This is a genomic window from Sphingobium sp. TomMM7A (genome assembly GCF_055397305.1).
Genome location: NZ_AP027311.1, coordinates 1,273,496 through 1,299,158 on the forward strand (window position 1 = coordinate 1,273,496; position 25,663 = coordinate 1,299,158).

General features: G+C 62.6%; 25 protein-coding genes. 6 read left to right on the forward strand and 19 right to left on the reverse strand.

The features are described 5' to 3' along the window. From ACZ5ZH_RS06485 to ACZ5ZH_RS06495, 3 genes are all read right to left on the reverse strand, one after another. Nucleotides 1-789, reverse strand: a complete 789-nt coding sequence (locus tag ACZ5ZH_RS06485) for a succinate dehydrogenase iron-sulfur subunit (protein ID WP_460986101.1) — start codon at nt 787-789, stop codon at nt 1-3. Between the two features lie 270 nt (nt 790-1,059). Next, nucleotides 1,060-1,842: a nucleotidyltransferase family protein gene (locus ACZ5ZH_RS06490; RefSeq protein ID WP_464772550.1), complete on the reverse strand. Its 783-nt coding sequence runs from the start codon at nt 1,840-1,842 to the stop codon at nt 1,060-1,062. A gap of 47 nt (nt 1,843-1,889) precedes the next feature. Beyond that, complete coding sequence (locus ACZ5ZH_RS06495) at nt 1,890-3,476, reverse strand: peptidoglycan DD-metalloendopeptidase family protein (protein WP_464772551.1); 1,587 nt, start codon at nt 3,474-3,476, stop codon at nt 1,890-1,892. Nucleotides 3,477-3,649: 173 nt separating this feature from the next. Between ACZ5ZH_RS06495 and ACZ5ZH_RS06500 the strand changes: the two genes are divergently transcribed. The 4 genes from ACZ5ZH_RS06500 to ACZ5ZH_RS06515 all read left to right on the forward strand — a co-directional run bounded on the left by ACZ5ZH_RS06500 (nt 3,650) and on the right by ACZ5ZH_RS06515 (nt 7,814). Beyond that, a complete protein-coding gene (locus tag ACZ5ZH_RS06500) occupies nt 3,650-6,253 on the forward strand; it encodes a helicase-related protein (protein ID WP_464772552.1) in 2,604 nt (867 codons plus the stop codon). Beyond that, entirely contained in the window at nt 6,246-6,542 is a 297-nt protein-coding gene (locus ACZ5ZH_RS06505; protein ID WP_449473352.1) for an RNA-binding S4 domain-containing protein, read from the forward strand. Before ACZ5ZH_RS06500 ends, ACZ5ZH_RS06505 begins: the two co-directional genes overlap by 8 nt. Before the next feature lie 84 nt (nt 6,543-6,626). Continuing rightward, nucleotides 6,627-6,965, forward strand: coding sequence for a ferredoxin FdxA (gene fdxA / locus ACZ5ZH_RS06510; protein WP_375196194.1), 339 nt, complete (start codon nt 6,627-6,629; stop codon nt 6,963-6,965). A gap of 321 nt (nt 6,966-7,286) precedes the next feature. Next, a complete protein-coding gene (locus ACZ5ZH_RS06515) occupies nt 7,287-7,814 on the forward strand; it encodes a CarD family transcriptional regulator (RefSeq protein ID WP_097091261.1) in 528 nt (175 codons plus the stop codon). A 290-nt stretch (nt 7,815-8,104) separates the two neighbouring features. Here ACZ5ZH_RS06515 and ACZ5ZH_RS06520 read toward each other — a convergent pair whose 3' ends face one another. The 8 genes from ACZ5ZH_RS06520 to ACZ5ZH_RS06555 form a co-directional block, all read right to left on the reverse strand. After that, nucleotides 8,105-8,347, reverse strand: a complete 243-nt coding sequence (locus ACZ5ZH_RS06520) for a hypothetical protein (protein WP_464772553.1) — start codon at nt 8,345-8,347, stop codon at nt 8,105-8,107. Nucleotides 8,348-8,592: 245 nt separating this feature from the next. After that, nucleotides 8,593-9,090: an asparaginase domain-containing protein gene (locus tag ACZ5ZH_RS06525; protein ID WP_464772554.1), complete on the reverse strand. Its 498-nt coding sequence runs from the start codon at nt 9,088-9,090 to the stop codon at nt 8,593-8,595. Nucleotides 9,091-9,156: 66 nt separating this feature from the next. After that, nucleotides 9,157-9,969 (reverse strand): pyrroline-5-carboxylate reductase, encoded by an 813-nt coding sequence (proC, locus tag ACZ5ZH_RS06530; RefSeq protein WP_464772555.1) that lies wholly within the window; start codon nt 9,967-9,969, stop codon nt 9,157-9,159. Between the two features lie 9 nt (nt 9,970-9,978). Next, on the reverse strand, nt 9,979-10,485 hold the full coding sequence (locus ACZ5ZH_RS06535) for a type III secretion system chaperone family protein (protein ID WP_196224098.1): 507 nt from the start codon (nt 10,483-10,485) through the stop codon (nt 9,979-9,981). Between the two features lie 108 nt (nt 10,486-10,593). Then, nucleotides 10,594-10,893: an accessory factor UbiK family protein gene (locus tag ACZ5ZH_RS06540; RefSeq protein ID WP_449473360.1), complete on the reverse strand. Its 300-nt coding sequence runs from the start codon at nt 10,891-10,893 to the stop codon at nt 10,594-10,596. 50 nt (nt 10,894-10,943) lie between these two features. After that, nucleotides 10,944-11,492: a TspO/MBR family protein gene (locus tag ACZ5ZH_RS06545; RefSeq protein ID WP_464772556.1), complete on the reverse strand. Its 549-nt coding sequence runs from the start codon at nt 11,490-11,492 to the stop codon at nt 10,944-10,946. A gap of 178 nt (nt 11,493-11,670) precedes the next feature. After that, nucleotides 11,671-12,408, reverse strand: a complete 738-nt coding sequence (locus ACZ5ZH_RS06550; RefSeq protein WP_464772557.1) for a TlyA family RNA methyltransferase — start codon at nt 12,406-12,408, stop codon at nt 11,671-11,673. Beyond that, entirely contained in the window at nt 12,408-14,429 is a 2,022-nt protein-coding gene (locus tag ACZ5ZH_RS06555) for a protein-disulfide reductase DsbD family protein (protein WP_464772558.1), read from the reverse strand. Before ACZ5ZH_RS06555 ends, ACZ5ZH_RS06550 begins: the two co-directional genes overlap by 1 nt. 79 nt (nt 14,430-14,508) lie before the next feature. On the opposite strand from ACZ5ZH_RS06555, the gene ACZ5ZH_RS06560 reads away from it, so the two are divergent. Then, nucleotides 14,509-16,155 (forward strand): alkaline phosphatase family protein, encoded by a 1,647-nt coding sequence (locus tag ACZ5ZH_RS06560; RefSeq protein ID WP_464772559.1) that lies wholly within the window; start codon nt 14,509-14,511, stop codon nt 16,153-16,155. Nucleotides 16,156-16,337: 182 nt separating this feature from the next. Here ACZ5ZH_RS06560 and epsC read toward each other — a convergent pair whose 3' ends face one another. The 8 genes from epsC to ACZ5ZH_RS06600 all read right to left on the reverse strand — a co-directional run bounded on the left by epsC (nt 16,338) and on the right by ACZ5ZH_RS06600 (nt 24,309). Beyond that, a complete protein-coding gene (gene epsC, locus ACZ5ZH_RS06565) occupies nt 16,338-17,348 on the reverse strand; it encodes a serine O-acetyltransferase EpsC (protein WP_464772560.1) in 1,011 nt (336 codons plus the stop codon). A 111-nt stretch (nt 17,349-17,459) separates the two neighbouring features. Next, nucleotides 17,460-18,782 carry an ATP-binding protein gene (locus ACZ5ZH_RS06570; RefSeq protein WP_464772561.1) on the reverse strand — a complete coding sequence of 441 codons (1,323 nt, stop codon included), beginning with the start codon at nt 18,780-18,782 and terminating at the stop codon, nt 17,460-17,462. Nucleotides 18,783-18,790: 8 nt separating this feature from the next. Beyond that, complete coding sequence (locus ACZ5ZH_RS06575) at nt 18,791-19,501, reverse strand: response regulator (RefSeq protein WP_449474649.1); 711 nt, start codon at nt 19,499-19,501, stop codon at nt 18,791-18,793. 195 nt (nt 19,502-19,696) lie between these two features. Next, nucleotides 19,697-20,548, reverse strand: a complete 852-nt coding sequence (locus ACZ5ZH_RS06580; RefSeq protein ID WP_464770944.1) for a TorF family putative porin — start codon at nt 20,546-20,548, stop codon at nt 19,697-19,699. A gap of 289 nt (nt 20,549-20,837) precedes the next feature. After that, a complete protein-coding gene (locus ACZ5ZH_RS06585) occupies nt 20,838-22,334 on the reverse strand; it encodes a SulP family inorganic anion transporter (RefSeq protein WP_464770945.1) in 1,497 nt (498 codons plus the stop codon). A gap of 5 nt (nt 22,335-22,339) precedes the next feature. Then, nucleotides 22,340-23,038: a carbonic anhydrase gene (locus ACZ5ZH_RS06590; protein ID WP_464770946.1), complete on the reverse strand. Its 699-nt coding sequence runs from the start codon at nt 23,036-23,038 to the stop codon at nt 22,340-22,342. A 126-nt stretch (nt 23,039-23,164) separates the two neighbouring features. Next, nucleotides 23,165-23,875 carry a response regulator transcription factor gene (locus ACZ5ZH_RS06595; RefSeq protein ID WP_464770947.1) on the reverse strand — a complete coding sequence of 237 codons (711 nt, stop codon included), beginning with the start codon at nt 23,873-23,875 and terminating at the stop codon, nt 23,165-23,167. Continuing rightward, nucleotides 23,872-24,309, reverse strand: coding sequence for a hypothetical protein (locus ACZ5ZH_RS06600; protein WP_464770948.1), 438 nt, complete (start codon nt 24,307-24,309; stop codon nt 23,872-23,874). Before ACZ5ZH_RS06600 ends, ACZ5ZH_RS06595 begins: the two co-directional genes overlap by 4 nt. 251 nt (nt 24,310-24,560) lie before the next feature. On the opposite strand from ACZ5ZH_RS06600, the gene ACZ5ZH_RS06605 reads away from it, so the two are divergent. After that, entirely contained in the window at nt 24,561-25,661 is a 1,101-nt protein-coding gene (locus ACZ5ZH_RS06605; RefSeq protein WP_464770949.1) for a glycosyltransferase family 4 protein, read from the forward strand. The last annotated feature ends 2 nt before the right edge of the window (nt 25,662-25,663 follow it).

Consider the following 25,663-nt stretch of genomic DNA (forward strand, 5'->3'; position numbering starts at 1 on the left):
TTAAAGCTGCCGTTCGACCATCATCTTCTTGGTCTCCGCGATCGCCTTGGCCGGGCTGAGACCCTTGGGGCAGACATTCGCGCAGTTCATGATGGTGTGGCAGCGATAGAGGCGGAAGGGATCTTCCAGCTCATCGAGGCGCTCGCCGGTAAATTCGTCACGGCTGTCAGCCAGCCAGCGATAGGCCTGAAGCAGGATGGCGGGGCCGAGAAACTTGTCGGAGTTCCACCAGTAGCTGGGGCAGCTGGTCGAGCAGCAGGCGCACAGAATGCACTCATACAGGCCGTCGAGCTTTTCGCGGTCTGCGGGCGACTGGAGACGTTCCTTGCCGCTGGGCGCGGGGCTGACGGTTTGCAGCCAGGGCTTGATCGAATTGTACTGCGCATAGAAGTGGGTGAAGTCAGGCACCAGGTCCTTGATCACGTCCATATGCGGCAGCGGCGTGACGCGCACTTCCTTGCCCGCGCACTCCTCGATCGAGGTGGTGCAGGCAAGGCCGTTCTTGCCGTTCATGTTCATCGAACAGGAACCGCAAATGCCTTCGCGGCACGAACGGCGGAAGGTCAGCGTCGGATCATATTCATTCTTGATCTTCAGCAGCGCGTCGAGGACCATCGGACCGCAATTGTCGAGGTCGATCTCGAACGTGTCATAGCGCGGATTCTGACCCGAGTCGGGATCGTAGCGATAGACCTTGAAGCTCTTGACGTTGCTTGCACCGTCAGGCGCCTTGTGGGTCACGCCCTTACCGGAAATCTTGCTGTTCTTGGGCAGGGTGAATTCGGCCATGGTTTAAGATGTCCTCCGTCCGCGCCGATAATTATATGGGGGCGCGCGCCAGAGGCCCTTAGCGCCTCGTTCCGCCATTTGCTACCCATCAAAGCAGCAAAAGCATGAAGCGATTTTTGACGGTTAGAGTAGAGAGCGTTCAATCTGAATCTCTCGACCCGTTCGGGCTGAGCCCGTCGAAGCCCTTTCCTTTCTGAAAAGATAAGTGAAGCCCTTCGACAGGCTCAGGGCGAACGGATGAGAGGAGAGGTGGCGGTATAAAAGCACGAATTAAGCACGGCCGCTCAATATCTGTTCGATAAGCACGACATCCTCAACCTTGTCCGCGTCGATGCAGGCTTCCGCCTTGCGCATCGGCACCAGTCGGGCGACGAGGCCAAAGCGGCGGCCGATGCGCGCTATGCCCCCGCGCAGCGTTGAGAGGCGCAGCCCCGCACCGAGCAAGGCGATCGGCCCGAATGCGGCCAATATCTTCCAACCCTTTTTGCGGTCCTGCTCAACCTCTTGCCAGAGGGCGATGACGGCGCGCGCCTTGGCGCTGCCCAACCAGAAGAGGTTGGCGCCAGACCACCAGCCGTCCCTGAATTTGAGCCAGGTCCGCCGCGACGAGGGGTGGCGAGCAAGCAAGGTCGCCCGTTCGACCATCGCCACCGCGATGTCGGCCCCTTCTGCCTCGGCCACAAATTGGTCGAGCATGTCGGCGTCGAGCAGAACATGATCCGCCGTGGTGACGAGCAGCGGAAAAGGGAGGTCTGGCCGTTGCAGGAGGCCCAGCAATGTGGACGCTATACCGCTGCCGCTTTGTTCGAAGCGGACGCGCGGGTCTTCGCCAAGCCAGGCTGTGGCGGGATCGGCGCGATATAGCTCCGGCGTCTGCGTGAGAATGACGACCTGTCCGACCGATGGATGCGCGAGCAGCGCCCGCGCGGGGTAATTGATCATCGGCTCGCCCGCCACAGGCGCGAGAGGCTTTACCGCGACCCCGGCTGCCTGCGCCAGAGGATCGGAACCGGGGCGCGATCCGGCGAGCAGCAGGGCGGTGATCTTGGTCATGGAGGCGGGTTAGCGAAGCGGCCCAATTACGGGAAGCAGCTAAATGCTTATAGGGTGGGCGCAGCAGCCTGCGGCTTGCTTTGCGCGATGGTAACCGGCACGCCGACGCGTAGGCTCTTCAACTGCCTCAGCCGGTTCCGGAAAGCCGCCAGTTCTCCCCCGGCAAGCTGAGCCGTCGTGGTGAATTTGACCGAAAGCGGGTTCACCGTTCGGCCGCTGCGATACAGTTCGTAATGGAGATGCGGGCCAGTCGAAAGGCCGCTTGAACCGACATAGCCGATGACCTGCCCCTGACGGACGCGCTGTCCATAGCGCGCGGCGATGCGGCTCATATGGGCGTATCCGGTGGCAAGGCCGTTGCCATGTTCCAGCCGGACATAATTGCCATGACCGCCATGACGTCCCGAATAGGACACGACGCCATCGGTCGCCGCATAGATGGGCGAGCCATAGGCGGCGGCGAAGTCGATGCCCGCATGCATGCGCGTATAGCCAAGGATGGGGTGGCGGCGCATGCCAAAGCCAGAGGACATGCGGCCTTGCACCGGCGCGGACAGCACGCCGCGCCGTTCCCCGACGCCGGACGCTTCGAACCATTGGCTGCGGCCGTCGGTGGTCCATTTGAGCATGTCGATGCCCCGGCCGCTCGCACGGTGGAGGCCAGCGAACAACAGGTCGCCTACTTCGACATCCCCGGTTGCCGCCCGGCGATATTCGGTGATGATGTCGTAGCGGTCGCCGCTGTGGATCGACCCCAGATCGACTTGCTGCGCAATGACGCGCAGGAAGCTCTGGATCGCCTTGGGCGGTGCGCCAGCCGCGCGCGCGGATTGATAGATGCTGTCGCCAATCACGCCCTGAATGCGCAGCGGCGTGTCATCGACATGGATGGCCGTGCGCTTCACTTGCAGCAGCCCGCCCACGCGATTGATCTCCAGCGCCAGGTCGAGCCGGGCGCGGAAGGCGAGATGATCCAGCGGCCGGGGCATGTCGCGGCTGGCGCGGCGGCCAAGCACGATGTCGAGCGGCGTGCCCGGTTTCAGGCCCTTGGCTATATCGCCGCTGGCAAGCGCCATGACCTGAGCGGCGTCCGCATTGCTGACCCCCGCCCTCGCCAAGGCCCGGCCAAGCGAATCACTTCCACCTATCTGCGCGCGCAATTCGATCTGCGGACGTTCGGGCGTTTCGCGCAGAGGTTGGACGGCGTCGGTCGGCCCCATGCGCCGTCCGCTGTCCGCGCCCATGGCGAGCGGCGTGATCATCTGGCTGCGCACTTCCTCGAACTGCGGCTGAGCGAGCAGTGGCTCCGGTTCGCCAGGCAGAGGCTGAAAGCCGGGGGAGAGGTAAAGCGCCGATGCGCAAAGCCCAAAACAGGTAGCAAGCCCGCGAAACCATGTACGGCTGCCCACTCGCTGGCCAAGATCGGGGACCAGTTCGACCTCATCAGCCCAGTCGCGCAGGCGGGTGCGCCAGTCACGCGCATCGGCGGTCGCGAACGCCCCCTTGCCGATGGCGTCGGTCACCCAAAGGGAAGCGGATGCGCCCCCCTGCTGAGGACTGAACTGGCTACCGTGAAACACTTGAAAAAGCCCCCCACGGGCTGAAATTTCGCCCGACCCCCGCCGCGCGTTCATGGGCATTGTTGTGAACGCATAGGGTTAAAGTCAAATAAAGACGGATTTTTTAACCATATTCACGCGACGAAACGTGCCCTTCAGCCGTTGAACAACGCAAGCTGCATAGCCCAAAGGAGAATCGCGCCCTTCCCCTTGCTCTCGCTGCACTCATCCCCGACATAGAGAGGATCATGGCTCAATTTGCCCGATCGCCCGTCACAGCCGTGCTGGGTCCCACCAATACCGGCAAGACGCATTTGGCCGTCGAGCGCATGTGCGGTCATTCCAGCGGGATGATGGGCTTTCCGCTCCGTTTGCTGGCGCGCGAAGTGTACGATCGGGTTGTCGCCATCAAAGGCCCCGGTCAGGTCGCGCTGATCACGGGGGAAGAGAAGATCGTCCCTCCGGGCGCGCTTTATTATCTCTGCACGGCCGAATCGATGCCGCTGGATGGTGACTATGCCTTTGTCGCGCTGGACGAGGCGCAGCTGGGTTCCGATCCTGAGCGTGGGCATATATTTACGGACCGACTGCTGCGGGCGCGTGGTCGGGAAGAAACGATGATTCTGGGGTCCGCCAGCATCGGCCGGGTGGTGAAAGCACTGGTGCCGGGTGTGGAGATCGTCAGCCGCCCGCGCTTTTCCACGCTGTCCTATGGCGGGGCGAAGAAGCTGTCGCGCCTGCCGAAGCGATCGGCTGTCGTCGCTTTCTCGGCGGAGGAAGTCTATGCCGTGGCGGAGATGCTGCGGCGTTTTCGTGGCGGCGCTGCCGTCGTGATGGGGGCGCTCTCGCCCCGCACCCGCAATGCTCAGGTGCAGATGTTCCTGAATGGCGAGGTCGATTATCTGGTCGCGACCGACGCGATCGGCATGGGGCTCAATCTGGACGTGGCGCATGTCGCCTTCGCATCGCTGCGCAAGTTCGACGGGCGGCGGACGCGGCGGCTGACCGTATCGGAAATGGCCCAGATCGCGGGTCGGGCTGGGCGTCATCATAAGGACGGCACCTTCGGTAGCCTTGGCCATGAAGATGGCGACGCGGCCTTCACGCCCGAAGAGATAGAGGCGATCGAAGCGCATCGCTTCCCGCCCGTCGAGCAACTCTTCTGGCGCGAAGGGCAGCCGCGCATGGACAGCGTCAGCCGCCTCATCATGGAGTTGGAGACGCGGCCTGATCGCGACGAGTTGCGGGCGGCGCCTGAAGCGGTGGACCTGGCGGTGCTCCGGCGGCTGTCCGACGATCCGCTGGTCATCGACCGGGTTAAGGGGAAGAAGGCCGTCGAAAGGCTGTGGGCCGCATGCGGGCTGCCCGATTTCCAGAAGCTGGGCGCGGAACATCATGCGCGCACCGTAGGCCGTATTTGGCGGTTCCTGTCCGAGGGTCAGGGCCACATCCCGCGCGACTGGTTTGCTCAGCAACTGGCGCGGCTCGATTCGGTGCAGGGCGACATCGACACGCTATCGGGACGGATCGCCGCCGCCCGCACCTGGTCCTATATCGCGCACCGCCCCGACTGGCTGGCCCATCCGGCGGAGATGGCAGAGCGGACGCGCGCTCTGGAGGAAAGGCTTTCCGACGCCTTGCATACGGCGCTGACACAGCGTTTTGTCGACCGCCGCACCGCTATACTGTTGCGCGACATGGGGCAGGACGCCAGCAATTTGCCCGTCGATGTGGAGCAGGACGGGACGGTCTGCGTCGATGGTGAGACGATCGGGCGACTTGACGGATTTCGTTTCTCGGTCGATCCGGCTACGCGGCATCAGGATAGAAAGATGCTGCTGGCGGCGGCGGAACGCCGTCTTGGAAGGATATTACGAGTGAAGGCTGACGAATTGCTGGGCGCGCCCGACACTGATTTCGTGCTGATGGACGAGCCGGGACAGGCGCCGGGTATCGGTTGGCAGGGCAATGCCGTGGCGGCGCTGCTCGTTGGCCCGTCGCTGCTGGCGCCGGAAATACGGCTTGATCGCGGCCTTCTGGCGCTTGGCCAGGATGTGCAGAAGCAGGTGACCGCGCGCCTCGCAAGCTGGGTGGAGGCGCAAAAGGAAAAGCATCTTCTGCCCCTCGTGAAGATGGCGGCCAGCGCGGCCGATCCGGCAGTTCCTGCGGTGGTACGGGCGGTGTTCGCTCAACTGGCCGACGCTGGCGGCGTCATGGCGAGGATCGATCTCGATTCGGCGCTCAACCATCTGGACAAGGACCAGCGTCATCTTCTGCGTCGTGCAGGCATCGATATTGGGGTACTCGACATCTATCATCCGGGACTTCTGAAGCCCGGAGCGGCACGATGGCGCGCGGCGCTGCTGGCGGCACGCATCGCCAAACCATGCCTTCCCCTGCCCCTGCCCGGCCTGACGCTCATCCCGACGGGCGAAAAGGCGGAACAGATGGGTGCCCGCATAGCTGGCTTCCGCGGCTTCGACGATCAGATGCTGCGAATCGACATGGCGGAACGCATGGCCCGCGCCGCCCATGAAGCGATCGCGAAGGGCGAGGCCTTCACCGCGCAAAGCCCACAGATCGTCTCGCTCGGCCTCAACGAACCTGCTTTCCTGCAATTGATGCGCCTGGCTGGATTCCGCCCTGTCGAGGCAGCCACGGAAGGCGGCGCGAACTGGACCTTCCGTGGGCGGCAGAAGGCGCGGCCGGATCAGCAGCATGCCCGTGGGCCTAACCGGCGCAACGCACCTGCGCGTGGCGCGCCTTCCCGCCCCGCTTCGACTGGAGCGGCGGCGCCAGTGGGCAACAATGCCTTTGCGGGCCTGGCGGAGCTTCTTGGCCGCAATGGCTGAAGGCGCGCCCCTCGGCAATCATGGACCGAGCCTGCGCATCGACAAATTCCTGTGGTTCGCCCGGCTCGCCAAAAGCAGGTCGGTGGCGCAGAAATTGGCCGAAGAGGGTCATATCCGCCTGAATGGCCGCCGCATCGAGCGCGCCCATTCGCCCGTGCGCGCGGGCGATCTCATCACATTTCCCCACCCCAGCGGGGTACGCGTGGTCCGTGTCGTGGAGCTTCCGGGACGCAGGGGGCCAGCGCCAGAAGCTCAGACATGTTATGAGGAACTGAAGCTGGGCGATTAGGGAGACAAAAATATCCTCATTGACCTTCGCGCGCGCCGAGCATAGCAGGGCCGCCGCTGTCGAACCCCTATAGAGTGCTGATCCATGACCTATGTCGTGACCGACAACTGCATCCGCTGCAAATATATGGATTGCGTCGAGGTCTGCCCCGTCGATTGTTTCTACGAGGGCGAGAACATGTTGGTCATCAATCCCAACGAATGCATCGATTGCGGCGTGTGCGAACCTGAATGCCCTGCCGAAGCCATTCTGCCCGATACGGAGAATGGCCTGGAGAAGTGGCTGGAACTCAACACCAAATTCTCGGCTGAATGGCCCAACATCACCGTCAAGGGCGACGCCCCTGCCGACGCTGATGATATGAAGGGCGTCGAGAACAAGCTGGAGAAGTTCTTTTCGCCCGAACCCGGCTCTGGCAGCTGATCGAACGCTTCGGTGACGAGCAGGGCGGCGTGTCCAGACGCTGAAAGTCCATCGTTTCCGATCATCATATTGATGCCAGATCGTCCTTGACGAACTACCCCTAGCGTTTCGGCATGAGGCTCACTCCCGGATTTTGCGTCTGGGGGTGGCAATTTTGTTACGAATCTGCTAAATAAGGGTCAAGAGGCGGAAACGGTCGCATTCCGTCCTGGAGTATTTGCTCATGTCCTGACGGTGGCGCCGTGGAATCCTCGGCTTGTGCTACTCTGCGCATCTGTGACGCGGCGATATCCGTCTCCGGTAGAATTAGAAAGGTTTCAAATGGCTGCCAAGGCGCTGTCCTTTGACGTTGGTGATTATGTTGTTTACCCCAAGCACGGTGTTGGCCGGGTGGTCGAGCTGCAAAAGGAGCAGATCGCGGGCATGGAATTGGAGCTTTACGTGCTCCGGTTCGAAAAGGAGCGCATGACGCTTCGCGTGCCGACCAACAAGGCCGAAGGCGTCGGCATGCGCAAGCTGTCGTCGAACAAGACCCTGGAAGAGGCCATCGAAACGCTGAAGGGCAAGCCGAAGGTCAAGCGCACCATGTGGTCGCGCCGCGCGCAGGAATATGAAGCGAAGATCAATTCGGGCGACCTGGTGTCGATCGCCGAGGTGACCCGCGACCTGTTCCGCGCCGACGACCAGCCCGAGCAGAGCTATTCCGAACGGCAGATTTTCGAAGCCGCTTCCAGCCGCCTTGCTCGCGAACTGGCCGCGATGGAAGAAACGGATGAGCCCAGCGCTCTCAAGAAGATCCTGCGCATCCTGAACGAAGCCGCACCGAAATATGCCAAGGTGGAAGGCTGATCTGAATTCAACCGAGCTGACAACGGCGGGTGAATATGGATGGAGGGGCGTCCCGACTGGGGCGCCCTTTCTTTTGCTCGCTAGAGCTTCGAGCTTTAAATCAGCCCCACCTTGTTTTACCGTTCGCCCTGAGCCCGTCGAGCCGAAGGCCGTGAAGCCGACGGCTCTACTTCTTTTTAGAAAGTAGAGGGCTTCGACATTCGAACGAGGCAAGTGACTCGTTCGGACAGCCCGAACGGGGTTGAGGGATTCGGATAACAGGCACGCCGCTCTAATAGAGCTGGTTCGGCTTATTCACCCTTCGCGCTGTCGGCTGCATTCTTGGTAGCGCTTCCCACATCACTCGCCGCTTGGCCGACCTGCGTGGTAGCGCTCTCAACCGCGCTATCCTTGCGCGTCTGGCTACTGATCAGGAAAAAGGCGGCAATCGCCACCACCACTACGAGCAGCAGCACCGCAATCGCCGTGCCGCCACCGCCGCGCCGTTCAACTATCGTAGTCGTCGTCGCTGGACGCTCCTGATAATCGGCCATGATATCCTCCTCATCGTTACGCCACCCGCACGAATAATGCGCGATGGCGAAGGCGGTTCCTGCATCATGCTCAGCCGGCGCGACGACAGTCTCTCGCCCAGAGCCCCCAGAGGGCGCAGAGAAATCTGCATGCCCGCGTGAAAAAGCCAATCATCTGCCGTCGCTGCTCGAACCATGGAACCAACATCGGATCGCTTCCACGACACTGGCGGAAGGCACCGCAAAGCTGATGCCGATGTCGATGCTTATCGCGGGACAAACGCGCCTTTTGCTCGATCCTTGACGACCTGATCCGCCCGAAACACCGATCCGCTCATGCTGATGTAGACACCAGGATCGGCAATCTGAGCCGTCGCGAACGCCATGCCGAGATTGAAGCTCGCGTCGCTTTCACCAAAGCGCGCAGGGGCGAGAGCGCCGACAAGCACGATCGTCTTGCCCTTCATGCCCTCAAGCGCCTTGGCTGTGTCCGTCATGGTATCCGTGCCATGAGTGATGACAATATGGCTTTCCGCCGCTGAGAGAACCCGCTCGCGGATCAGCGCCCGATCGGTATCATCCAGTTCCAGACTATCCTTGCGCGTCACCTCTTCTATGCGAAAGGGGCGCTTCACCCCGCCTATCTGCAACAGTTTCGCAACAACGCTTTCGCCGACCTTATAGTCCGACAAGGCATCGAAATAGATTTTGTCGATCGTCCCGCCCGTGGTGAGAACCAGGATCGGCGTATTCACAGCCAGCATGGCGAACTCCCAACTTAGGCACGTGCATTCAGTCTAAACGCGCCGCCATCGGATCGGAACCGTGGATCAGCGCGCGCGGGCGATTTCCTCGCCACGGTCGCGGGCGGCAGCCAAGGTATCGGTAAGGAGTTTCAACAGCCGGTCGTCCGCGTCGAGGACGTTCAGCCCTTCGCGCGTCATCCCGCCGGGGCTAGCCACGCGGTCGGCCAATATCGCGGGGCTTTCGCTTGCTTGGGCAGCAAGGCTCGCAGAACCTTGGACGGTGGCGAGCGCCATCCGTGCGGCCTGATCGGCCGAAAGTCCGAGCGCTTCTCCCGCGCGCGCGAAGGCATCGATGAAGCGGAACAAAAAGGCGGGTCCACAGCCTGACAGGGCGGTCAGCGCATTGAACTGGCCTTCGTCTTCGATCCACTCGGCGGCACCTAATGGCGTAATGAGCGCGTCCACTTCGCTGCGGGCTGAGTGAGACACCTTGTGGTCGGCGTACAGTCCAGTGACGCCCTGCCCCAAGGCGACAGGCAGGTTAGGCATCGCCCGGATGATGTCCTGGACCACGGGGAAACGCTTGCGCAGGTCCGCAACCGGCGTTCCGGCCAATATCGAGATAATGCGCGTATCCGCCGCGCAAAGCGGCGCAAGCGACGCTGCTACATCGTCAAGCTGATAAGGCTTCATTCCCAACAGTATTGTCGCATGCGCGGGCAGCGAGGCCGGATAGTCTGTCACCACCCGCACCCCGTCCGCGACAGCACGGCCGCTCGGGCGCAACACGGTGACGCTCGCCGGATCAAGGCCGCACGCCAACCATCGGGCGAGCATTTGCCCAGCCATATTGCCGCAGCCGACCATGAACAGGTGCGCGGGCCAAGGTTCCGTCATGGACAATCCTCAGGCTTCGCCGCGCGTCTCGATCAGGCTGGCGGAAATCGCCTCCGTCGGGCTCTTTCCGCCCCACAGGACGAACTGGAACACCGGGTAGAAACGCTCGCATTCGTCGATCGCGGTTTCGACCAGTATCTGCGCCTGATCCAGCGTCAACACGCCTCCCGCGCCCAGCAAAGCGCCGTGCCGGAACAGCACGATGCCGCTCGACGACCAGAGCTCGAAATGGCCAAGCCAAAGCTGCTCATTGATCAGGCCCAGCGTTTCGTAAATCGTCGCCCGCTTCTCCTCCGTCACGCGGATGTCGGGCAGGGCGAGCAGTTGCAGCACCTGATCTTCGTCGCGCCAGATGCCGCGCAGCTCATATTGCGCCCAGCTACCCTGCGTGCTGGCGACGATTTCATCTTCGCCGACCTGATCGAAACTCCACCCATTTGCTTCGAAATAGGCGGCCAGCATATCGATCGGCGCGGCCTCTTGGCCGCCATTTTCAAATTCGTCGCTGTCCATCATTGGCTGGCCATAGAGCATTTCCCGGCGGCAAGGAAACCACCGACTGAGGGAAACGCATCAAAATAGGCGATCGTTGCAGAAAACCAACGGACAGGCGGCAAAGCCTGCTTATTCCGCGTCGCCTGCCTTTGGCTTGGGCGAGCGGACGGTCTTTGTCACTGGTTCACCCGACCGGCCTTCCAGCGCGTCGATCCGGGCCTTCAGCAATTCGACCTCTTCACGGGCCGCCGCCGCCAGCGCCTTCAGGGCATCGAATTCTTCGCGGCTGACGAAATCCACGCCGCCGATCCACTGCTTGGCCTTTTCCCGGGCATTGGTTTCAAATTCCCGGCTCATGCCAGCGACTGTTCCCGCAGCGCCGTTCACCAGCTTGGCGAGGTCGTCGAAAAAGCGGTTTTCGCTCTGCATGGTCTGAATGTCCTTGTTTTGCTGGCGCGCGAATGTGCGCCACGATGATGTCATATTTGGGTCTTGAGCGCGGGCGCGACAAGGGTCTCAGCATCCGGATTGAGGCGCCCGATCTCATAATTCAGCGCCGATGCAAAGCCCAGCCACGCTAGATAAGGTAGCAGCAGCAGTCCCGCGACCCGCCTGATGCGCCAGAACAGCCATGCCGTCACAGCCACGGCGATGAAAAGGACGATGATCAGCGCAAGCGCATTATCGACCTGATGCGCGCGGAAGAAAAGCGGCGACCAGACGAGGTTTAGCGCCAGCTGGATCAGGAACAGGATGATGGCCACCCCCCTGCCCCGCGCTCCCCGCGCATGAATGACGATGGCCAGGGCAAGCCCCATCAGGATGTAAAGGATCGTCCAGGCGACACCAAAAGCCCAGCCGGGCGGCATGAAGTCGGGCTTCACCAGCGCGTCGAACCAGCGATTGCCATATCCGCTATTGGCCAGCTTGCCCGACAGGAAGCCCAGGAACAGGATCGCCGGAACCGTGACCAGCGCCCAGCGCAGATAGGCCAGACGCAACTGACCGGGGGACGCGATTTCATTCATCGTCGGCGCAGCTCCACTAATCCTCACTCGGCGGCTTCGGGCGAATCTTTCGGGGCCTTGTCAAGCCGCCAGTGACCGGTTTGCGGTGAAACACTTCATCCCGCAACCGCGAATAGAGGCTGAAGACCGGCATCTGTCACAAAATCAAACGCCTGCGGGACTATGAGCAAGCCCGCGCCTAGCCGTCCAGCCGCGCGCCGATCAGAAACTCGACATTGCCTTGGGGGCCGGTGATGGGGCTTGGCGTCACGCCCAGTACTGTCCAGCCCTTCACCGTCAGCCACTGGCTGACCTCCTCGCAGACGCGGGCATGGATGGCGGGATCGCGCACGACGCCGCCCTTCCCGACCTCTTCCCGACCAGCCTCGAACTGCGGCTTGATGAGGGCAACGAGATGCGCCCCGGCCCGCGCGAAATCCAGCGGCCGGTCCAGCACCTTCGCCAGCGAAATGAAGCTGGCGTCGCATACGATGACATCGACCGGCTCCGGCACATGTTCGGCGGTCAATATGCGCGCGCTCGTTTGCTCATGCACGATCACGCGCGGGTCGGATCGCAGCTTCCAGGCAAGCTGGTTCGTCCCGCTGTCCACCGCATAGACCCGCGCCGCGCCGTTGGTCAGCAGCACATCGGTAAAGCCGCCGGTCGAACTCCCGACATCGATCGCGGTCATGCCAGTCACGTCCAGCGCGAAATGATCAATGCCGTGGGCCAGCTTTATGCCCCCACGCGACACCCACGGATGATCGCGCCCTTTAACCTCCAGCGCGGCATCCTCCGCGATCTGCTGCCCCGCCTTCTCGATCTTCCTGTCGCCCAGAAAGACAAGGCCCGCGAGGATGAGCGCCTGCGCGCGCGCCCGGCTCTCGGCCAGCCCGCAATCGACCAGCAACTGATCCGCGCGCAGCTTCGCCATCAGCGCACCAACGCCGTCAGCGTGGACACCGTCAGCAATTGTGGCAGTACCTCAGCGGATTTTCCCGGAGCATACCACAGGTAGAGCGGCACGCCCGATCGCCCCTGCGCTTCCAGAAAGCGTGTGATGGCCGGGTCCGCACTCGTCCAGTCACCCACCATCACCGTCACGCCAGCCTTGGCAAAGGCGTCCCGCGTTTCGGCCCGGTCGATGGCGGCGGCCTCATTGGCCTTGCAGGTCAGGCACCAGCCGGCGGTGAAATAGAGGAATACCGGCTTTCCAGCGGCGCGCAGCCCGGCCAGCCGCCCCTCGTCAAAAGCCATAGCGCCATCCTGAACCTGCGCAGCACCAGCCATGCGCGCAGGCAGCATCACCATCCCTACGCCGAGCAGCAGCGCAGCACTCAGCATGACGATCAGCCCGCCCCGCTTGCCGCGATGCTGACGCTCCCCCAGCCACCATAGCAGCAGCGCCAGCAGCAACGCCGCGCCCAGACCAATCGTCATCCCCTGCACGCCGCGCTGCTGCCCGAGCAGCCAGCCCAGACCTAGCGCGGTCAGGAACATTGGGATCGACAATATCCTCTGAAAAGTGCCCATCCACGCCCCCGGCCGTGGCAAACGCCCGCGAAGCGCCGGTATATAGGCGAGCAACAAAAAGGGCAGCGCAAGGCCCAAACCCAACCCGGCAAAGACCGCTAGCGCAGCCGCGACCGGCAGCACCAACGCCGCGCCCATCGCCACGCCCATGAACGGCCCGGTGCAAGGCGTGGCGACGAAAGCGACCAAAGCGCCGGTCCAGAAGGAACCCGCAATACCCTTCTTCCCCGCCAGCTTCTCACCGCCTCCAAAGGCGCTGAGTTCAAACAACCCCGCAAGGTTGAAGGCAACCGCCGTCACCAGCAGCAGCAGCAGCAAGATGACGCGCGGGTCCTGCAACTGAAACGCCCAACCCACGGCCACGCCCGCCGACCGGATCGCCAGCAGCACCCCGCCCAGCACCAAACAGGTGAGAATAACGCCAGCGCCATAGGCCAGCGCCTCCCGCCGCGCCGTTGCCTCATCACCCCCAGCGCGCGCCAGCTTGAGCGCCTTCAGCCCCAATATCGGAAACACGCACGGCATGATGTTGAGCAACAGCCCGCCCAATATCGCCCCGCCAAGCGCGATCAACGCCGTGCGCAGCAGGTCTGAACTAGCTCCAGCTACCGCGCCGGGGCGAGCCGTCACCAGAAAGCCGACATGATCGCCTGTGCGGAGGACTGCCTGCACCGCATCTCCCTTGAACCCCTGCCCTGCCTCGGTTTCGATCAGCAGCCGGTCCCCCTGCCGATGGACCGATTGAGGCGCGGCATAGCGGACGACACCCTCTTCCAATGGAAAGAGGTGCACGTCAGATGCCGCAGCTTCCCCCGGAAAAGGGATCGACATCCGCAGCTTGCCATCGGCAATGGCATAAATCGCCTCACTCCCGAGCGGCCGGGGCAGATGCGCCCGCCAACCATCGAACCGGGCCTGCGTTGCGGGCGCCACCGCGCCATCACCCGCGATCAGGTCCAGCGCGATATCAGCGCTCTCAGGCACGCAAATCTTGTCTGTGCAGGCCAGCCATTCCGCCTTCCCGCGGATCGGCAGACGCGTTCCTTTCGCCACCTCAGGCGCAATATTCACAGGCGCGAGGAGCGCATAAGGCCCCTCATAAATATGGTTCATCAGGCCGGAAATGAGCAGCGTTTCGGGCACTGGATAGCGCAACGCTCCAATGCTCACGCCCTTGGGCAGCACCCATTTCACGGTCATGCCCAGCCCCGCATCACCCGGATTTTGCCAGTAGCCGTGCCAGCCAGCCTCCGGCGCCATCGCAAAGGCGACGCTGCTGCTCCGACCCGGAGCAGGCGTATCGCTTTCGGCGACCAACTGCGCGGCGATATGCGGCGCACCCGATCCGAACGCGCCCTGCGCGCTGGCAACAGGCGCGATAAACAGCGCCAGCGTCATCAGGAGGACATGGAAAATCCGCATCGGGCCTCTGTTCGCGTGGATCACAGCGGGCTAGGTCGGCATGGTTGCGCCGTCAAGGCGCAGAAGGGATCGTAAAAAGATGTTTAGGAAAACGCTTCACACCCTCCTGCTGCTGGCGCCCTTGCCCGCGCTGGCCCAGCCCGCCGCAAGTCCCGCACCTTCCGATGCCCCGCCAGGGCTGATCGTCGCGATCTCGGTCGATCAGTTTTCGGCCGATCTCTTCAGCGAATATCGTCCTTATTATAGCGGCGGCCTCAAGCGCCTGAGCGAAGGCGCCGTGTTCCCCCGTGGATATCAAAGCCATGCCGCAACTGAAACTTGCCCCGGCCACAGCACCATCCTGACCGGCAGCCGACCGTCACGCACCGGCATCATCGCCAATAGCTGGATCGATCAGAACGTCGCCCGACCCGATAAAACAATCTACTGCGCGGAGGATGAGAAGCAGCCGGATAGCAGCAGCTCCAAATATATCCCCTCCCCCGTCCATCTGCGCGTGCCCACGCTCGGCGAACGCATGAAGGCAACCAATCCCGCTGTCCGCAATGTGGCCATCGCCGGAAAGGATCGCGCGGCCATCATGATGGGCGGCGCAAAGGCGGATCAAGTCTGGTGGCTGGGGCCGAAGGGCTATGTCAGCTATCCCGGCACGCCAACGCCTCCGCTGGTCGCACGGGTGAACGCAGTGTTCGAACAACGGCTGGCTGAGCCCAATCCCGGTTTTGACCTGCCCCCGCAATGCGCCGCCAAGGATTTTCCCGTGAACGCTGGCACGCGGGTCGTAGGCACCGGCCGCTTCGCAAGGCCCGCCGGTCAATTCGGCGCATTCCGTGCCTCGCCCGAGCAGGATGCCATGACCCTGGCCTTCGCCGCTGCCGCCATCGAAAGCATGAGCCTTGGCAAACAGGCTCAAACCGACCTCATTTCCATCGGCCTTTCGGCGACCGACGTTATCGGCCACGGCTATGGCACGGAAGGGACCGAAAGCTGCATCCAGATCGATCGACTGGACCGCGAACTGGGCGCTTTCTTCGACCGGCTCGACAAGCAGGGCATCGATTATGTCGTGATGCTCACTGCGGATCATGGCGGCCACGATTTGCCGGAGCGCCATCAACAAAATGCGATGCCAATGGAACAGCGCGTCGATCCCGCACTCATGCCCCGCGCGCTTTCAGAAACAGTGGCCGCCCGCACCGGGATAGGCGGCAAGGGCTTGATCCAGGGCGACGGTCCATCCGGCGACCTATATTTCGACCGCAATCTTACCCGCGTCCAGCGTGCCAAGGTCGAAGCCGCCACGATCGCCCTGTTGCGCGCCCATCCGCAGGTCGAAACCGTCTTTACCAAGGCGCAGATCGCCGCAGCGCTCCCTCCTTCAGGTCCGCCGGAAAGCTGGAGCCTGCTTCAGGAAGTCCGGGCCAGCTTCGACCCCGAACGCTCGGGCGACCTCATCCTGCTGCTGAAACCGCGCATAACGCCCATCGCTGATCCTTCGCACGGCTATGTGGCCACGCATGGCTCACCGTGGGACACGGATCGGCGCGTTCCGCTCCTCTTCTGGCGCAAGGGCATACGGCATTTCGAACAGCCGCTCGGCGTCGAAACGGCTGACATCATGCCGACGCTGGCGGCCCTCATCCATCTACCCGTCGCTCGCAATGAGATAGACGGGCGGTGCCTTGATCTGCTGGCGGGCCAAAGCGACAGCTGCGCTGCTGATTGAAGCATCGCGCCTTTTATCTGGATCACTCAACTTATCTCCCCGTTCGGGCTGTTCGAACGAGTCACTTGCCTCGTTCGAATGTCGAAGCCCTTCCCTTTCTAAAAAGAAGGAAAGCCCTTCGACAGGCTCAGGGCGAACGGAAAAAGGAGGTGGTGCCGATTTACCGCAGCACGCTCTGACAGTCAGATATTCTCCGCGAAACCGTCCCGCTCTGCGTCCATCAGGGCGTGAACGCGGTGAGGCGCGGACACTTCGACCCGGCTGGTCACCTCATATTGCGCCTTCGCCTGACGCACATTGCTGTTCGCCGGAACACTGTCGGTCAGCCAGACATTGCCGCCGATGACTGACCGGCTACCGATGATGATGCGGCCCAAAATGGTGGCGCCTGCATAAATCACAACGTCATCCTCGATGATCGGGTGCCTCGGGATCGCCTTGGCCAACGCTCCCCTCTCATCGGCAGGAAAGCTGCGCGCGCCCAGCGTGACGCCCTGATACAGCCGCACCCTGTCACCCACTGTGGCCGTCTCGCCGATAACGACGCCGGTGCCATGATCGACGAAGAAACTGCGCCCGATCGTTGCCCCCGGATGAATGTCGATACCCGTGCGCGAATGGGCAATCTCGGAAATGATGCGGGCGACCAGCGGCGCGCCCAGATCATAGAGGCGATGGGCAAGCCGGTGATGGATGATCGCCAGCATCGATGGATAGCAGATCAGCACCTCATCGACGCTGCGCGCGGCGGGATCGCCCAGAAACGCCGCTTCCACATCGGAATCGAGCAAGTCGCGCAAGCCAGGCAGGCTTTGGGCGAAATTGCCGATGATGCGCGCGGCTTCGCCATCGATTTCGGCAGGCGGCCTGCCATGCATGTTATAAAGAAGCTCAAGGCGTATCTGGCCGTAGAGGCGGCTGAGCGCCGTCTGCAACGTCTGCGCGACAAAGGCATCTTCATTGTGGATGCGAATGAAGCTCGGGCCAAGGCGCAACGGAAACAGCGCGCCACACAGCGACGTCATGATCTTGGCAAGATTGGCGCGTGACGGAAAACCCTCCGCGCCATATTCGGCATGATGCTGCTGCGCCGCGCGCCAGCCCGTGCGAACCTTTCCAAGATCGCTCACCAGCCGATCCAGGTCCCAATAGCCTTCCAGCAGTTGATCTTCGCTTTCGCCGTCTGCGGTCATATGCGCCTCTTGTTCAACGAAAGCTGGCATAGACCGCCACCAGCCGATCCGATAAACGAGTTTTGCTTGTCCCCGCGATGCTTCTTTTTAACTGGAAGCGTCGGCCCGGTTTCAGCGGGTGAGGTTGGCGCCAGCTATATGCAGGCGGATTTCCACGCTCAACCCGCCTTGGGGCCGGTTTTTCAGAAGCAGGCTGCCACCTTCCTGCTCGACTGCCTTTGCCACGATCGCGAGGCCCAGTCCCAGGCCCCGGGTATAACGCCCCCGCGCTTCATCCAGTCTGAAGAAAGGCTTCAACACCTCCTCCAGCTTATCCTCCGGGATGCCTGGACCATCATCCTCCACCCGGATCAGCGCCTCCCCGTCACGGCGCTCGACGCTGACATAGGCGCGCTGGCCATAATGGAGCGCGTTCTCGACCAGATTGATGACCGCGCGGCGCAGCAGGAGCGGCCGCACATCCATTTCCAGATGATCCGGCCCCTCGTAGCTTACATCGGCCCCCTGATCCTGAAAGCTATCAACCACCGTCGCCACCGTGACAGCCACATCCGCGCGCACAGGTGGCTCGCCATTCTTCTCCCCACCGAGGAAGGCGAGCAGCGATTCGATCATCGCCCCCATTTCGCCGAGATCCCCGGCCATCGCATCACGCGCTTCCGCATCGCGAATTCCCTCCAGCCGGAGCTGCAGGCGCGCCAGAGGCGTACGCAAGTCATGCCCGACTGCGGCCAGCGTTTCGGTACGCTCGGTGATCAGCCGATGGATGCGCGTCTGCATCGCATTGAACGCACGGATCAGGTCCCGCACATCGCTGGTCCCGCTTTCCGCGACGACGACCTCGTCACTCAGGCCGATATGCTCGGTCGCCTTGGTAAGGTCTTTCAGCGGCGCCAGCGTCCGCCGGATCAGCATGCCCCCAGCCACCATCAGCGCCACCAGCGGAATGAGCGCCAGCCCCATCCGCCCGATGGTAAAGGTCCACTGCCCCCCGCTATGCCGCATCCCAAAATAGAGCCAGCTGCGATCGGGCAACTGCAAGCCGCCATTGATCTGCGACACCCGTCCCCCAGGCGACGCGAGCCGCAGCCAGAGACCGGACTGCTCCAGGCTCGGTTCCCAAGCGATGATCTGCCGCCGCATCCGCTCCAGCTCAGGCGCCAGCGTTGGCGCGGGCGGCGACGCCGGCGTCCAATGAATGTCATAGCGATCGGTGGTAAGCTGGATCGCCATCGCATGCCGGTCGTTCGGCGGCTGCTCCGTCACCAGCTTGCGCGCGATCACCAGATGCTCGGCCAACCGCCGCGCCTCGTCATCCTGCAAGGAAAGATGGCCAGCCCGCTCATAAATCAGCGTGCCCACCGCAAATTCCAGCGTGAGCGCCAGCAGCAGGATCGCCAGCAGCCGCCCGACCAGACCCAGCGACCGGCTCATATGCAAGCTCAAGCCCGGCTGACTTCCGCGTTGAACATATACCCCACGCCGCGCACGGTCGTGATCGGCGCCGCCGCGCCTTCGGTCGACAGCTTGCGCCGCAACCGGCTGACCAGCACATCGATGCTGCGATCAGAGCTGTCACCCATGCGCGTGCGCGACAATTCGATCAGCCGCTCGCGTGCGATGACCCGCTGCGGGTGGCTGAGGAAGGAGCCGAGCAGGTCGAACTCCGCGCCCGTCAGGTCAACGATCGCACCAGTTGGGGAGCGCAGTTCCCGGCGCGGGAAGTTGACGACCCAGCCGTCGAAGCGCGCCTCATTCTCCCGATGTTCGTCCGGCCCCCGCTCCACGCCTACGCGGCGCAGGATAGCCCGTATCCGCGCGATCAGTTCGCGTGTGCCAAACGGCTTGGGCAGATAATCGTCCGCGCCCAGCTCCAGACCCACGATCCGATCGGTCTCGCTGCCCTTCGCGCTGATGAAGATGATCGGGACGTCGCTTTTGCGACGTATCTGGCGGCACAGGTCGATGCCGTTGGTGCCCGGGAGCATGACATCCAGCACGACCAGATCGACCGGTCCGGCGTCAAAGGCCACCCACATTTCCGGCCCCGAAGAGGCCGGACGCACCTGATACCCATGTTCCTGAAGAGCGCGCGCGGTCAGCGTGCGCAGCGGCGGATCGTCCTCGACAAGTATGATCGTGGGGGCGGTCATGCCGGAAATGTTGCGCGACTAAAACGGCTCATAGCGCTTGAAGTAGGGGCGGCTTCCAACAGGGTCAACCGAACGTTACCGCAGAAACCCTGGGAAACAGGTTCAGCAATGATTTGTCATGCAAGGGACAATTTCGCCCCCATTACGAGCAAGAATGCCATGCCGGGCCTCGTGAAAGGCCCGGCATGATTTCCGTCAGAAAGCGGCCGACAGGGAGAATACCACCTGGCTGCGAGCGATCGACTTGCCGAAATTGTCACCGTCCTGAACCATGAAGTTCGGGCGGATGTAGGTTTCGTCCGAACGCTTGATGTCGGTATCGACATAGGCGACGCCGAGCGTCAGCGGCGTGCCGGGGATCGCCACGTCCGCACCAATCAGCCAGTCGAGATACTTGCCCGTGGGTGCGATCGACGTGCCGTTCGGACCCAGGCCGGGGTTGCCGTCCGAATAGCCCAGATGTGCCTTCAGCGTAACCGGCGTGCCCGGCACTGCGCCGCTTACGTCACCCCAGACATACAGATTGTCTTCCTTGTCGCCCGGATCAGCGACCGTGCATGCCGCGTCGCTGCACCAGTTGCCCAGCGCCTGCTGCTTGGGTGCATAGGCGACACCGAGCAGACCCTTTACCGGGCCGAGCTGGCTCGAAAGCTTCACATAAGGCTCAGCGAAGTCGGTCTTGTCCGCGCCCGACGGGTACATGTACCAGGTCAGGCCGACGTCCAGCGTCGCGCTGCCCAGCGGGATGGCATAGCCAGCGAACAGATCCAGTTCCATGTTGGAACCGCCGAACTGGCCCCAGCCGGAAAGGTTCGAGGCCCAGGTGCCGACATAGGCGCCGCTTTCATGGGTGGCTGTGATGCCGCCCTGAATGGCCATGCCCTTGTCGCTCTGCGACACGCCACGGAAGCGATAATCGGAAACCAGCGCAACGCTGCCCGAAACGGTGACGGGACCTTCGGCCTCTTCCTGAGCGAAGGCCGGAGCGCTCGACAACAGGGCAAGAGCCGCACAGGCCATCTGCAACTTAGCGATTTTCATGAACATTCCCCTTTTTCGGTAAGAATGTTCCGTCCTGCGTCCGCGCTGGCCCAAAGGTCTGAATGCCCCGGATCCCGGCGGATTGACAGCAGGCTAGGGCGCGCCCGGATGAAGGGGAATGGACTTTTACCGCAAGTGCGAAGGTGACATTCAGGCCGTGCCATCAAAGGCACGGTTATTTGCTGATGGCGTTCCAAACATGTCCATTTGATTTCCTGATCACATCCAGACATGAAAAAGCCGCCGCACCTGGAAGGGGTGCGGCGGCTAACGACGCCTGATGGAGGGGGGAGGTTCAGGCGGCGAGGTTACGCAGGCGTCCGGTTGCGCCCGCCAGTTCGACGCTGGCTCCGGTGCCACGGCGGCGGTCCATCCATTCCCGCACCATCTCGGCGCAGGTATGATCGATATGGAGCAGCCGCTCGACGTTCAGGATGACCGGACGTTCGGCGGGAACCGACTCCAGCTTTGCCGACAATTTGGGCAATGTCAGGAATGTGGCCGTGCCGTGCAGTGCCAATTCATGCGCATCATCCCGCTGGTCTTCGTCCAGACCCAGACGCAGACGGCGCGCATGGGGCAGCAGCTCAAGCAGCGACAGACCAATACCCACCAGCACGCCCGTCAGCAGGTCCATCGTGACCACCATGATCAGCGTCACCGCCCACACCACGGCGGGCAGCGGGCCATAACGGTGAAGCAGGTGCTTCACATGGTCCAGACTGACCAATCGAACACCGGTCACGACCAGAATGCCTGCCAGCGCCGCCATCGGAATCTCACGCAGCAACCAGGGCAGCAATGCCACGAAGCCGAGTATCCAGATGCCGTGCAGGACAGCGGACATGCGGGTCTTGGCACCCGCCTGGACGTTCGCGGAACTGCGGACGATAACGCCGGTCATCGGCAAAGCGCCCGCAACGCCGCACAGCAGATTGCCTACCCCCTGCGCGCTCAATTCGCGATTATAGTTGGTCCGCACGCCATCATGCATCCGGTCCACCGCAGCGGCCGACAGCAATGTTTCAGCGCTGGCGATGAACGCGATCGCGATCGCCGTCGTGATGACCGTCGGGTTCATCAACTGCTGAAACAGCCCTTCGCCCGGCAATGTCACCGCTGCGACGATCGATTCCGGCACTACGACGCGCGCCACCGGCAGACTGAACAGAAACGCCACCAGCGTGGCCAAAACCACGCCGACAAGGGCGCCGGGCAGCAGCTTCATCGACGCGGGGCGGATCTTTTCCCAACCCAGCATGCCGCCGATGGTGACCAGACCCACGGCAAAGGCGGTTGCTGCGTCCTGATTGCTGAGACCGAAAAGCTGGCCTGGCATCGCGATCAGGTTGGCAAGCCCGCTGGACAGCGGCTTGTCATCGAACAGGACATGGAACTGCCCTACGACGATCAGCACACCGATGCCTGCGAGCATGCCGTGAACGACGGCGGGCGAAATGGCGCGAAACCAGCCCCCGACCCTCATCAATCCGGCGATGACCTGAATCGCACCGGCAAGGATCAGGATCGGCCCTAGCGCGGACAGGCCCTGCTCGCGCACGATTTCAAAGACGATGACGGCAAGGCCCGCCGCCGGGCCACTGACCTGCAAGGGCGAACCGGCCAGCAGGCCGACGACGATGCCGCCAATGATGCCTGTGATCAGCCCCTTCTCCGGCGGCACGCCGGAGGCGACCGCGATGCCCATGCAGAGGGGCATCGCGACCAGGAACACGACGATGGATGCGGTGAAGTCGCGGCTGAACGTGCCGCCGGAAAGAGCCTTCAGCATGAGGCTTACTCCGCGGCCATGGCGATGCTGGTTTCACCAGCAAGGCGCCGCGCCTGCGCCTGTGCGACAGGAAGCGGATCACCTTCGCGCATGGGCATGAAGCGGCCGGTTTCCCCGTCGAGCCCAAGAACCTGGCCCGCATGAATATCGACATACCAGCCGTGCAGCGCGATTTCTCCACGCGCCACGCCCGCCGCCACCGACGGATGGGTGCGCAGGTGGTTCAACTGCACCACGACATTTTCCAGCGCCATGTTGCGCAGCTTTTCAGCGTCGTTCAGATCGGACGGATAATTCTCGCGGCACACCTTCTGCGCGGCATGCGAGTGACGCAGCCATGCGGCAACATTGGGCATCGACGTCAGGTCGGCATCCGTCGCCAGCGCCTTCATCGCGCCGCAATCGCTGTGCCCGCAAACGATGATGTCGCGCACGCCCAGAACCATGACGGCATATTCGACCGTCGCGGTGACGCCGCCCAACTGGCTGGCGTGCGGGGGCACGATGTTGCCCGCATTGCGGCATACGAACAGATCGCCGGGATCGGCCTGCATGATATGCTCCGGCACGATGCGGGAGTCGGCGCAGGAAATCATCAGCGCCTTGGGGCTCTGTCCGTGATTGGCAAGCTGGTTATAAAGCGTGCTCTTGTCCGGAAAGACCTTGCTTTCGAAACTGAAGACGCGACCGATAAGCTCGTTCATGGCTTCTATCCTTCTTTTTGGTTGCCGATCAGGGGGGCGGATCGGCGCTATTTGAAGAATAGGTACGTGCCTTTGCTGCGTCGCAGCGGCTTTGTTAAATAGTGTGTCTGACTGGATTTTCTGTCGTCACTGCCGCTCGACGGCAGCGCTCAGCATATATCCCGCCCCCCGAACGGTGACGATCGGCGCCGCCCTGCCACCAACGCTCAGCTTCCGCCGGACCCGGCTAACCAGCACGTCGATGCTGCGATCGGATGATGGCGCGTCGCGCACACCGGCCAATTCCATGAGCCTGGCGCGCGGGATCACCGTCTGCGGATTTTCCAGCATGACCTGGAGCAGTGCGAATTCGGCGGCGGTAAGCTCGATCGGCTGGTCGACCTCGTCCTTCACTTCACGCCGCGCGAAATCGACTTGCCACCCGTCGAACCGAGCCAGCGTGCTGGCGCGCAGGCCGATCAACCGCTCCTTCTTGCTGCGACGCAGCACCGCGCGCAGCCGGGCGGCCAGTTCACGGGTCGAATAGGGCTTGGACATATAATCGTCGGCCCCCAGTTCCAACCCCACCACCCGGTCGACCTCGCTGCCGCCCGCGCCGACCAATATGATCGGCACGTCGCTCCGTTCCCGGACGTCACGGCATAGGTCCATGCCATCGGGACCGCGCAGCGCCGCATCCAGCACCAGCACGCCCACAGGCGCGGTCTTGATCGCGTTCCAGATGTCGGATGCCGACGCCGCGGGCAGCGCGCGAAAACCGCTCTGCTCCAGATATTCGCGCACCTGCTGCCGCTGTTCGGGCTTTTCCTCGGCAATCAGGATCAGCGGTGAACTCATCCGCCCTTCACTGACAGGCTGCGAAGGCCATCAAGCTCACCCTGGATAACTGCGCTGTCGCCCTGCGCCGCCGCCAGCGCCTCGCCAGCGCGCGCCCGTGCGTAGCGCCCGATTGCCGCGTCGATCTGGCCCCGCGCGCTTGCACAGTTCCCGGCGTAGCTACCCGATAGCGGGGTGAAGCGATGGATGGCCTTACCCATCGCGGCAATCGCATTGCCCTCTGCCGTCACCGAGCGATTCACACCCAGTTCGGCCTGCCAGCGGCAGACGGGCATGGTCGGACGGCTGGCGAAACGCGGTTCGACCTGCCGGACATGAACCGTCGACACCGTTTCATAGCTCGTCCGATAGGCTGTGGACGCATGGTTGATGTCCGCACTGTGGACCGGAGCGACGACGGCCATGACGGCAGCGGAAGCGAAAATGGAAAGCATGCGAAGAAACTCCTTGGCATAGGAAGCGCTTGCCAAGGCATAGGCGGGGCAAATGTCTCTGAAATTTTCCGAATGTTACAAATTGTTGCTGCACACGCGGAAACGCTTCGGCGCGGCAAGGCATTTTTACGCGCCAAAATCCATCATGGTTTGAACAGCGCATGCAACTCGCCCGGCGCTCAGGCTTTTAACCCTCGTCAACGGCCGCCCGCGCCTTTGGCGCCTTCATGGCCAATGATGAGGATTGCTGAATGAAAATCGCTCAAATCGCTCCCTTGGCCGAAAGCGTGCCGCCAAAGCTGTACGGCGGAACCGAGCGCATCGTTTCCTACCTGACCGAAGCATTGGTCGATCAAGGACATGACGTGACATTGTTCGCCAGCGGCGATTCCGTCACTCGCGCGGAACTGGTGCCCGTCACGGACATGGCGCTTCGCCTCAATCCCCATGTTCGCGACGCCATTCCCTATCACATGATGCTGCTGGAAGCGGTGCGCCAGCGCGCCCATGAGTTCGATGCGCTACATTTCCACATCGATCTTGTTCACATGCCACTGGTGCAGGACATCGTCGGCCGATGCGTCACGACGCTGCACGGCCGTCTGGACCTTCCGGACCTGCGCCCTTTCTACCAGACCTTCCGCGATCACAGCCTGGTTTCCATTTCCGACCACCAACGGCTGCCTATGCCGCCCGTGAACTGGGCAGGCACCGTCTATCACGGTCTTCCCGCGAACCTTCTACCGCCGAAAGTCGACAGCGATGACGGCTATCTCGCCTTCCTCGGCCGGATATCACCGGAAAAGCGGCCCGACCGCGCCATCCGCATAGCCGCCCGTTCCGGGAGGCCGCTCAAGGTCGCCGCCAAGATCGACAATGTGGACAAGGCATATTGGGAGGCAGAGATTGCGCCGCTTATAAACCTTCATCCCAACATTCATTTCGTTGGCGAAATCAATGAAGCGCAGAAGGCCGACTTCCTCGGCGGCGCCAGTGCCCTTCTGTTCCCGATAGACTGGCCCGAACCATTTGGTTTGGTGATGATCGAGGCAATGGCCTGCGCGACCCCGGTCATCGCCTTCCGCTGCGGATCGGTTCCCGAAATTATCGACCATGGCGTGTCGGGCTTCATCGTCGATACAGAGGATCAGGCCGTCGAAGCCGTTTCCCGGCTCGGCGAACTTGACCGTCGCGGGGTACGCGCCGCCTTTGACGCACGTTTCACGGCAGACCGGATGGCGGCCGACTATGTCTCGCTTTATCACGGCCTGCCTGGCGCGCGCACCGATGCCGCCCGGCTTCGTCGCGAGCGCGGCGATGAAGCGGAGCTTCACCTTCAGGTCGTCGGATAAGG

Excerpts from the sequence above, each read along its gene's own strand:
- ACZ5ZH_RS06485 (WP_460986101.1), bottom strand. The coding sequence starts at position 789 with ATGGCCGAATTCACCCTGCCCAAGAACAGCAAGATTTCCGGTAAGGGC.
- ACZ5ZH_RS06490 (WP_464772550.1), bottom strand. The coding sequence starts at position 1,842 with ATGACCAAGATCACCGCCCTGCTGCTCGCCGGATCGCGCCCCGGTTCC.
- ACZ5ZH_RS06495 (WP_464772551.1), bottom strand. The coding sequence starts at position 3,476 with ATGAACGCGCGGCGGGGGTCGGGCGAAATTTCAGCCCGTGGGGGGCTT.
- ACZ5ZH_RS06500 (WP_464772552.1), top strand. The coding sequence starts at position 3,650 with ATGGCTCAATTTGCCCGATCGCCCGTCACAGCCGTGCTGGGTCCCACC.
- ACZ5ZH_RS06505 (WP_449473352.1), top strand. The coding sequence starts at position 6,246 with ATGGCTGAAGGCGCGCCCCTCGGCAATCATGGACCGAGCCTGCGCATC.
- fdxA (WP_375196194.1), top strand. The coding sequence starts at position 6,627 with ATGACCTATGTCGTGACCGACAACTGCATCCGCTGCAAATATATGGAT.
- ACZ5ZH_RS06515 (WP_097091261.1), top strand. The coding sequence starts at position 7,287 with ATGGCTGCCAAGGCGCTGTCCTTTGACGTTGGTGATTATGTTGTTTAC.
- ACZ5ZH_RS06520 (WP_464772553.1), bottom strand. The coding sequence starts at position 8,347 with ATGGCCGATTATCAGGAGCGTCCAGCGACGACGACTACGATAGTTGAA.
- ACZ5ZH_RS06525 (WP_464772554.1), bottom strand. The coding sequence starts at position 9,090 with ATGCTGGCTGTGAATACGCCGATCCTGGTTCTCACCACGGGCGGGACG.
- proC (WP_464772555.1), bottom strand. The coding sequence starts at position 9,969 with ATGACGGAACCTTGGCCCGCGCACCTGTTCATGGTCGGCTGCGGCAAT.
- ACZ5ZH_RS06535 (WP_196224098.1), bottom strand. The coding sequence starts at position 10,485 with ATGATGGACAGCGACGAATTTGAAAATGGCGGCCAAGAGGCCGCGCCG.
- ACZ5ZH_RS06540 (WP_449473360.1), bottom strand. The coding sequence starts at position 10,893 with ATGCAGAGCGAAAACCGCTTTTTCGACGACCTCGCCAAGCTGGTGAAC.
- ACZ5ZH_RS06545 (WP_464772556.1), bottom strand. The coding sequence starts at position 11,492 with ATGAATGAAATCGCGTCCCCCGGTCAGTTGCGTCTGGCCTATCTGCGC.
- ACZ5ZH_RS06550 (WP_464772557.1), bottom strand. The coding sequence starts at position 12,408 with ATGGCGAAGCTGCGCGCGGATCAGTTGCTGGTCGATTGCGGGCTGGCC.
- ACZ5ZH_RS06555 (WP_464772558.1), bottom strand. The coding sequence starts at position 14,429 with ATGCGGATTTTCCATGTCCTCCTGATGACGCTGGCGCTGTTTATCGCG.
- ACZ5ZH_RS06560 (WP_464772559.1), top strand. The coding sequence starts at position 14,509 with ATGTTTAGGAAAACGCTTCACACCCTCCTGCTGCTGGCGCCCTTGCCC.
- epsC (WP_464772560.1), bottom strand. The coding sequence starts at position 17,348 with ATGACCGCAGACGGCGAAAGCGAAGATCAACTGCTGGAAGGCTATTGG.
- ACZ5ZH_RS06570 (WP_464772561.1), bottom strand. The coding sequence starts at position 18,782 with ATGAGCCGGTCGCTGGGTCTGGTCGGGCGGCTGCTGGCGATCCTGCTG.
- ACZ5ZH_RS06575 (WP_449474649.1), bottom strand. The coding sequence starts at position 19,501 with ATGACCGCCCCCACGATCATACTTGTCGAGGACGATCCGCCGCTGCGC.
- ACZ5ZH_RS06580 (WP_464770944.1), bottom strand. The coding sequence starts at position 20,548 with ATGTTCATGAAAATCGCTAAGTTGCAGATGGCCTGTGCGGCTCTTGCC.
- ACZ5ZH_RS06585 (WP_464770945.1), bottom strand. The coding sequence starts at position 22,334 with ATGCTGAAGGCTCTTTCCGGCGGCACGTTCAGCCGCGACTTCACCGCA.
- ACZ5ZH_RS06590 (WP_464770946.1), bottom strand. The coding sequence starts at position 23,038 with ATGAACGAGCTTATCGGTCGCGTCTTCAGTTTCGAAAGCAAGGTCTTT.
- ACZ5ZH_RS06595 (WP_464770947.1), bottom strand. The coding sequence starts at position 23,875 with ATGAGTTCACCGCTGATCCTGATTGCCGAGGAAAAGCCCGAACAGCGG.
- ACZ5ZH_RS06600 (WP_464770948.1), bottom strand. The coding sequence starts at position 24,309 with ATGCTTTCCATTTTCGCTTCCGCTGCCGTCATGGCCGTCGTCGCTCCG.
- ACZ5ZH_RS06605 (WP_464770949.1), top strand. The coding sequence starts at position 24,561 with ATGAAAATCGCTCAAATCGCTCCCTTGGCCGAAAGCGTGCCGCCAAAG.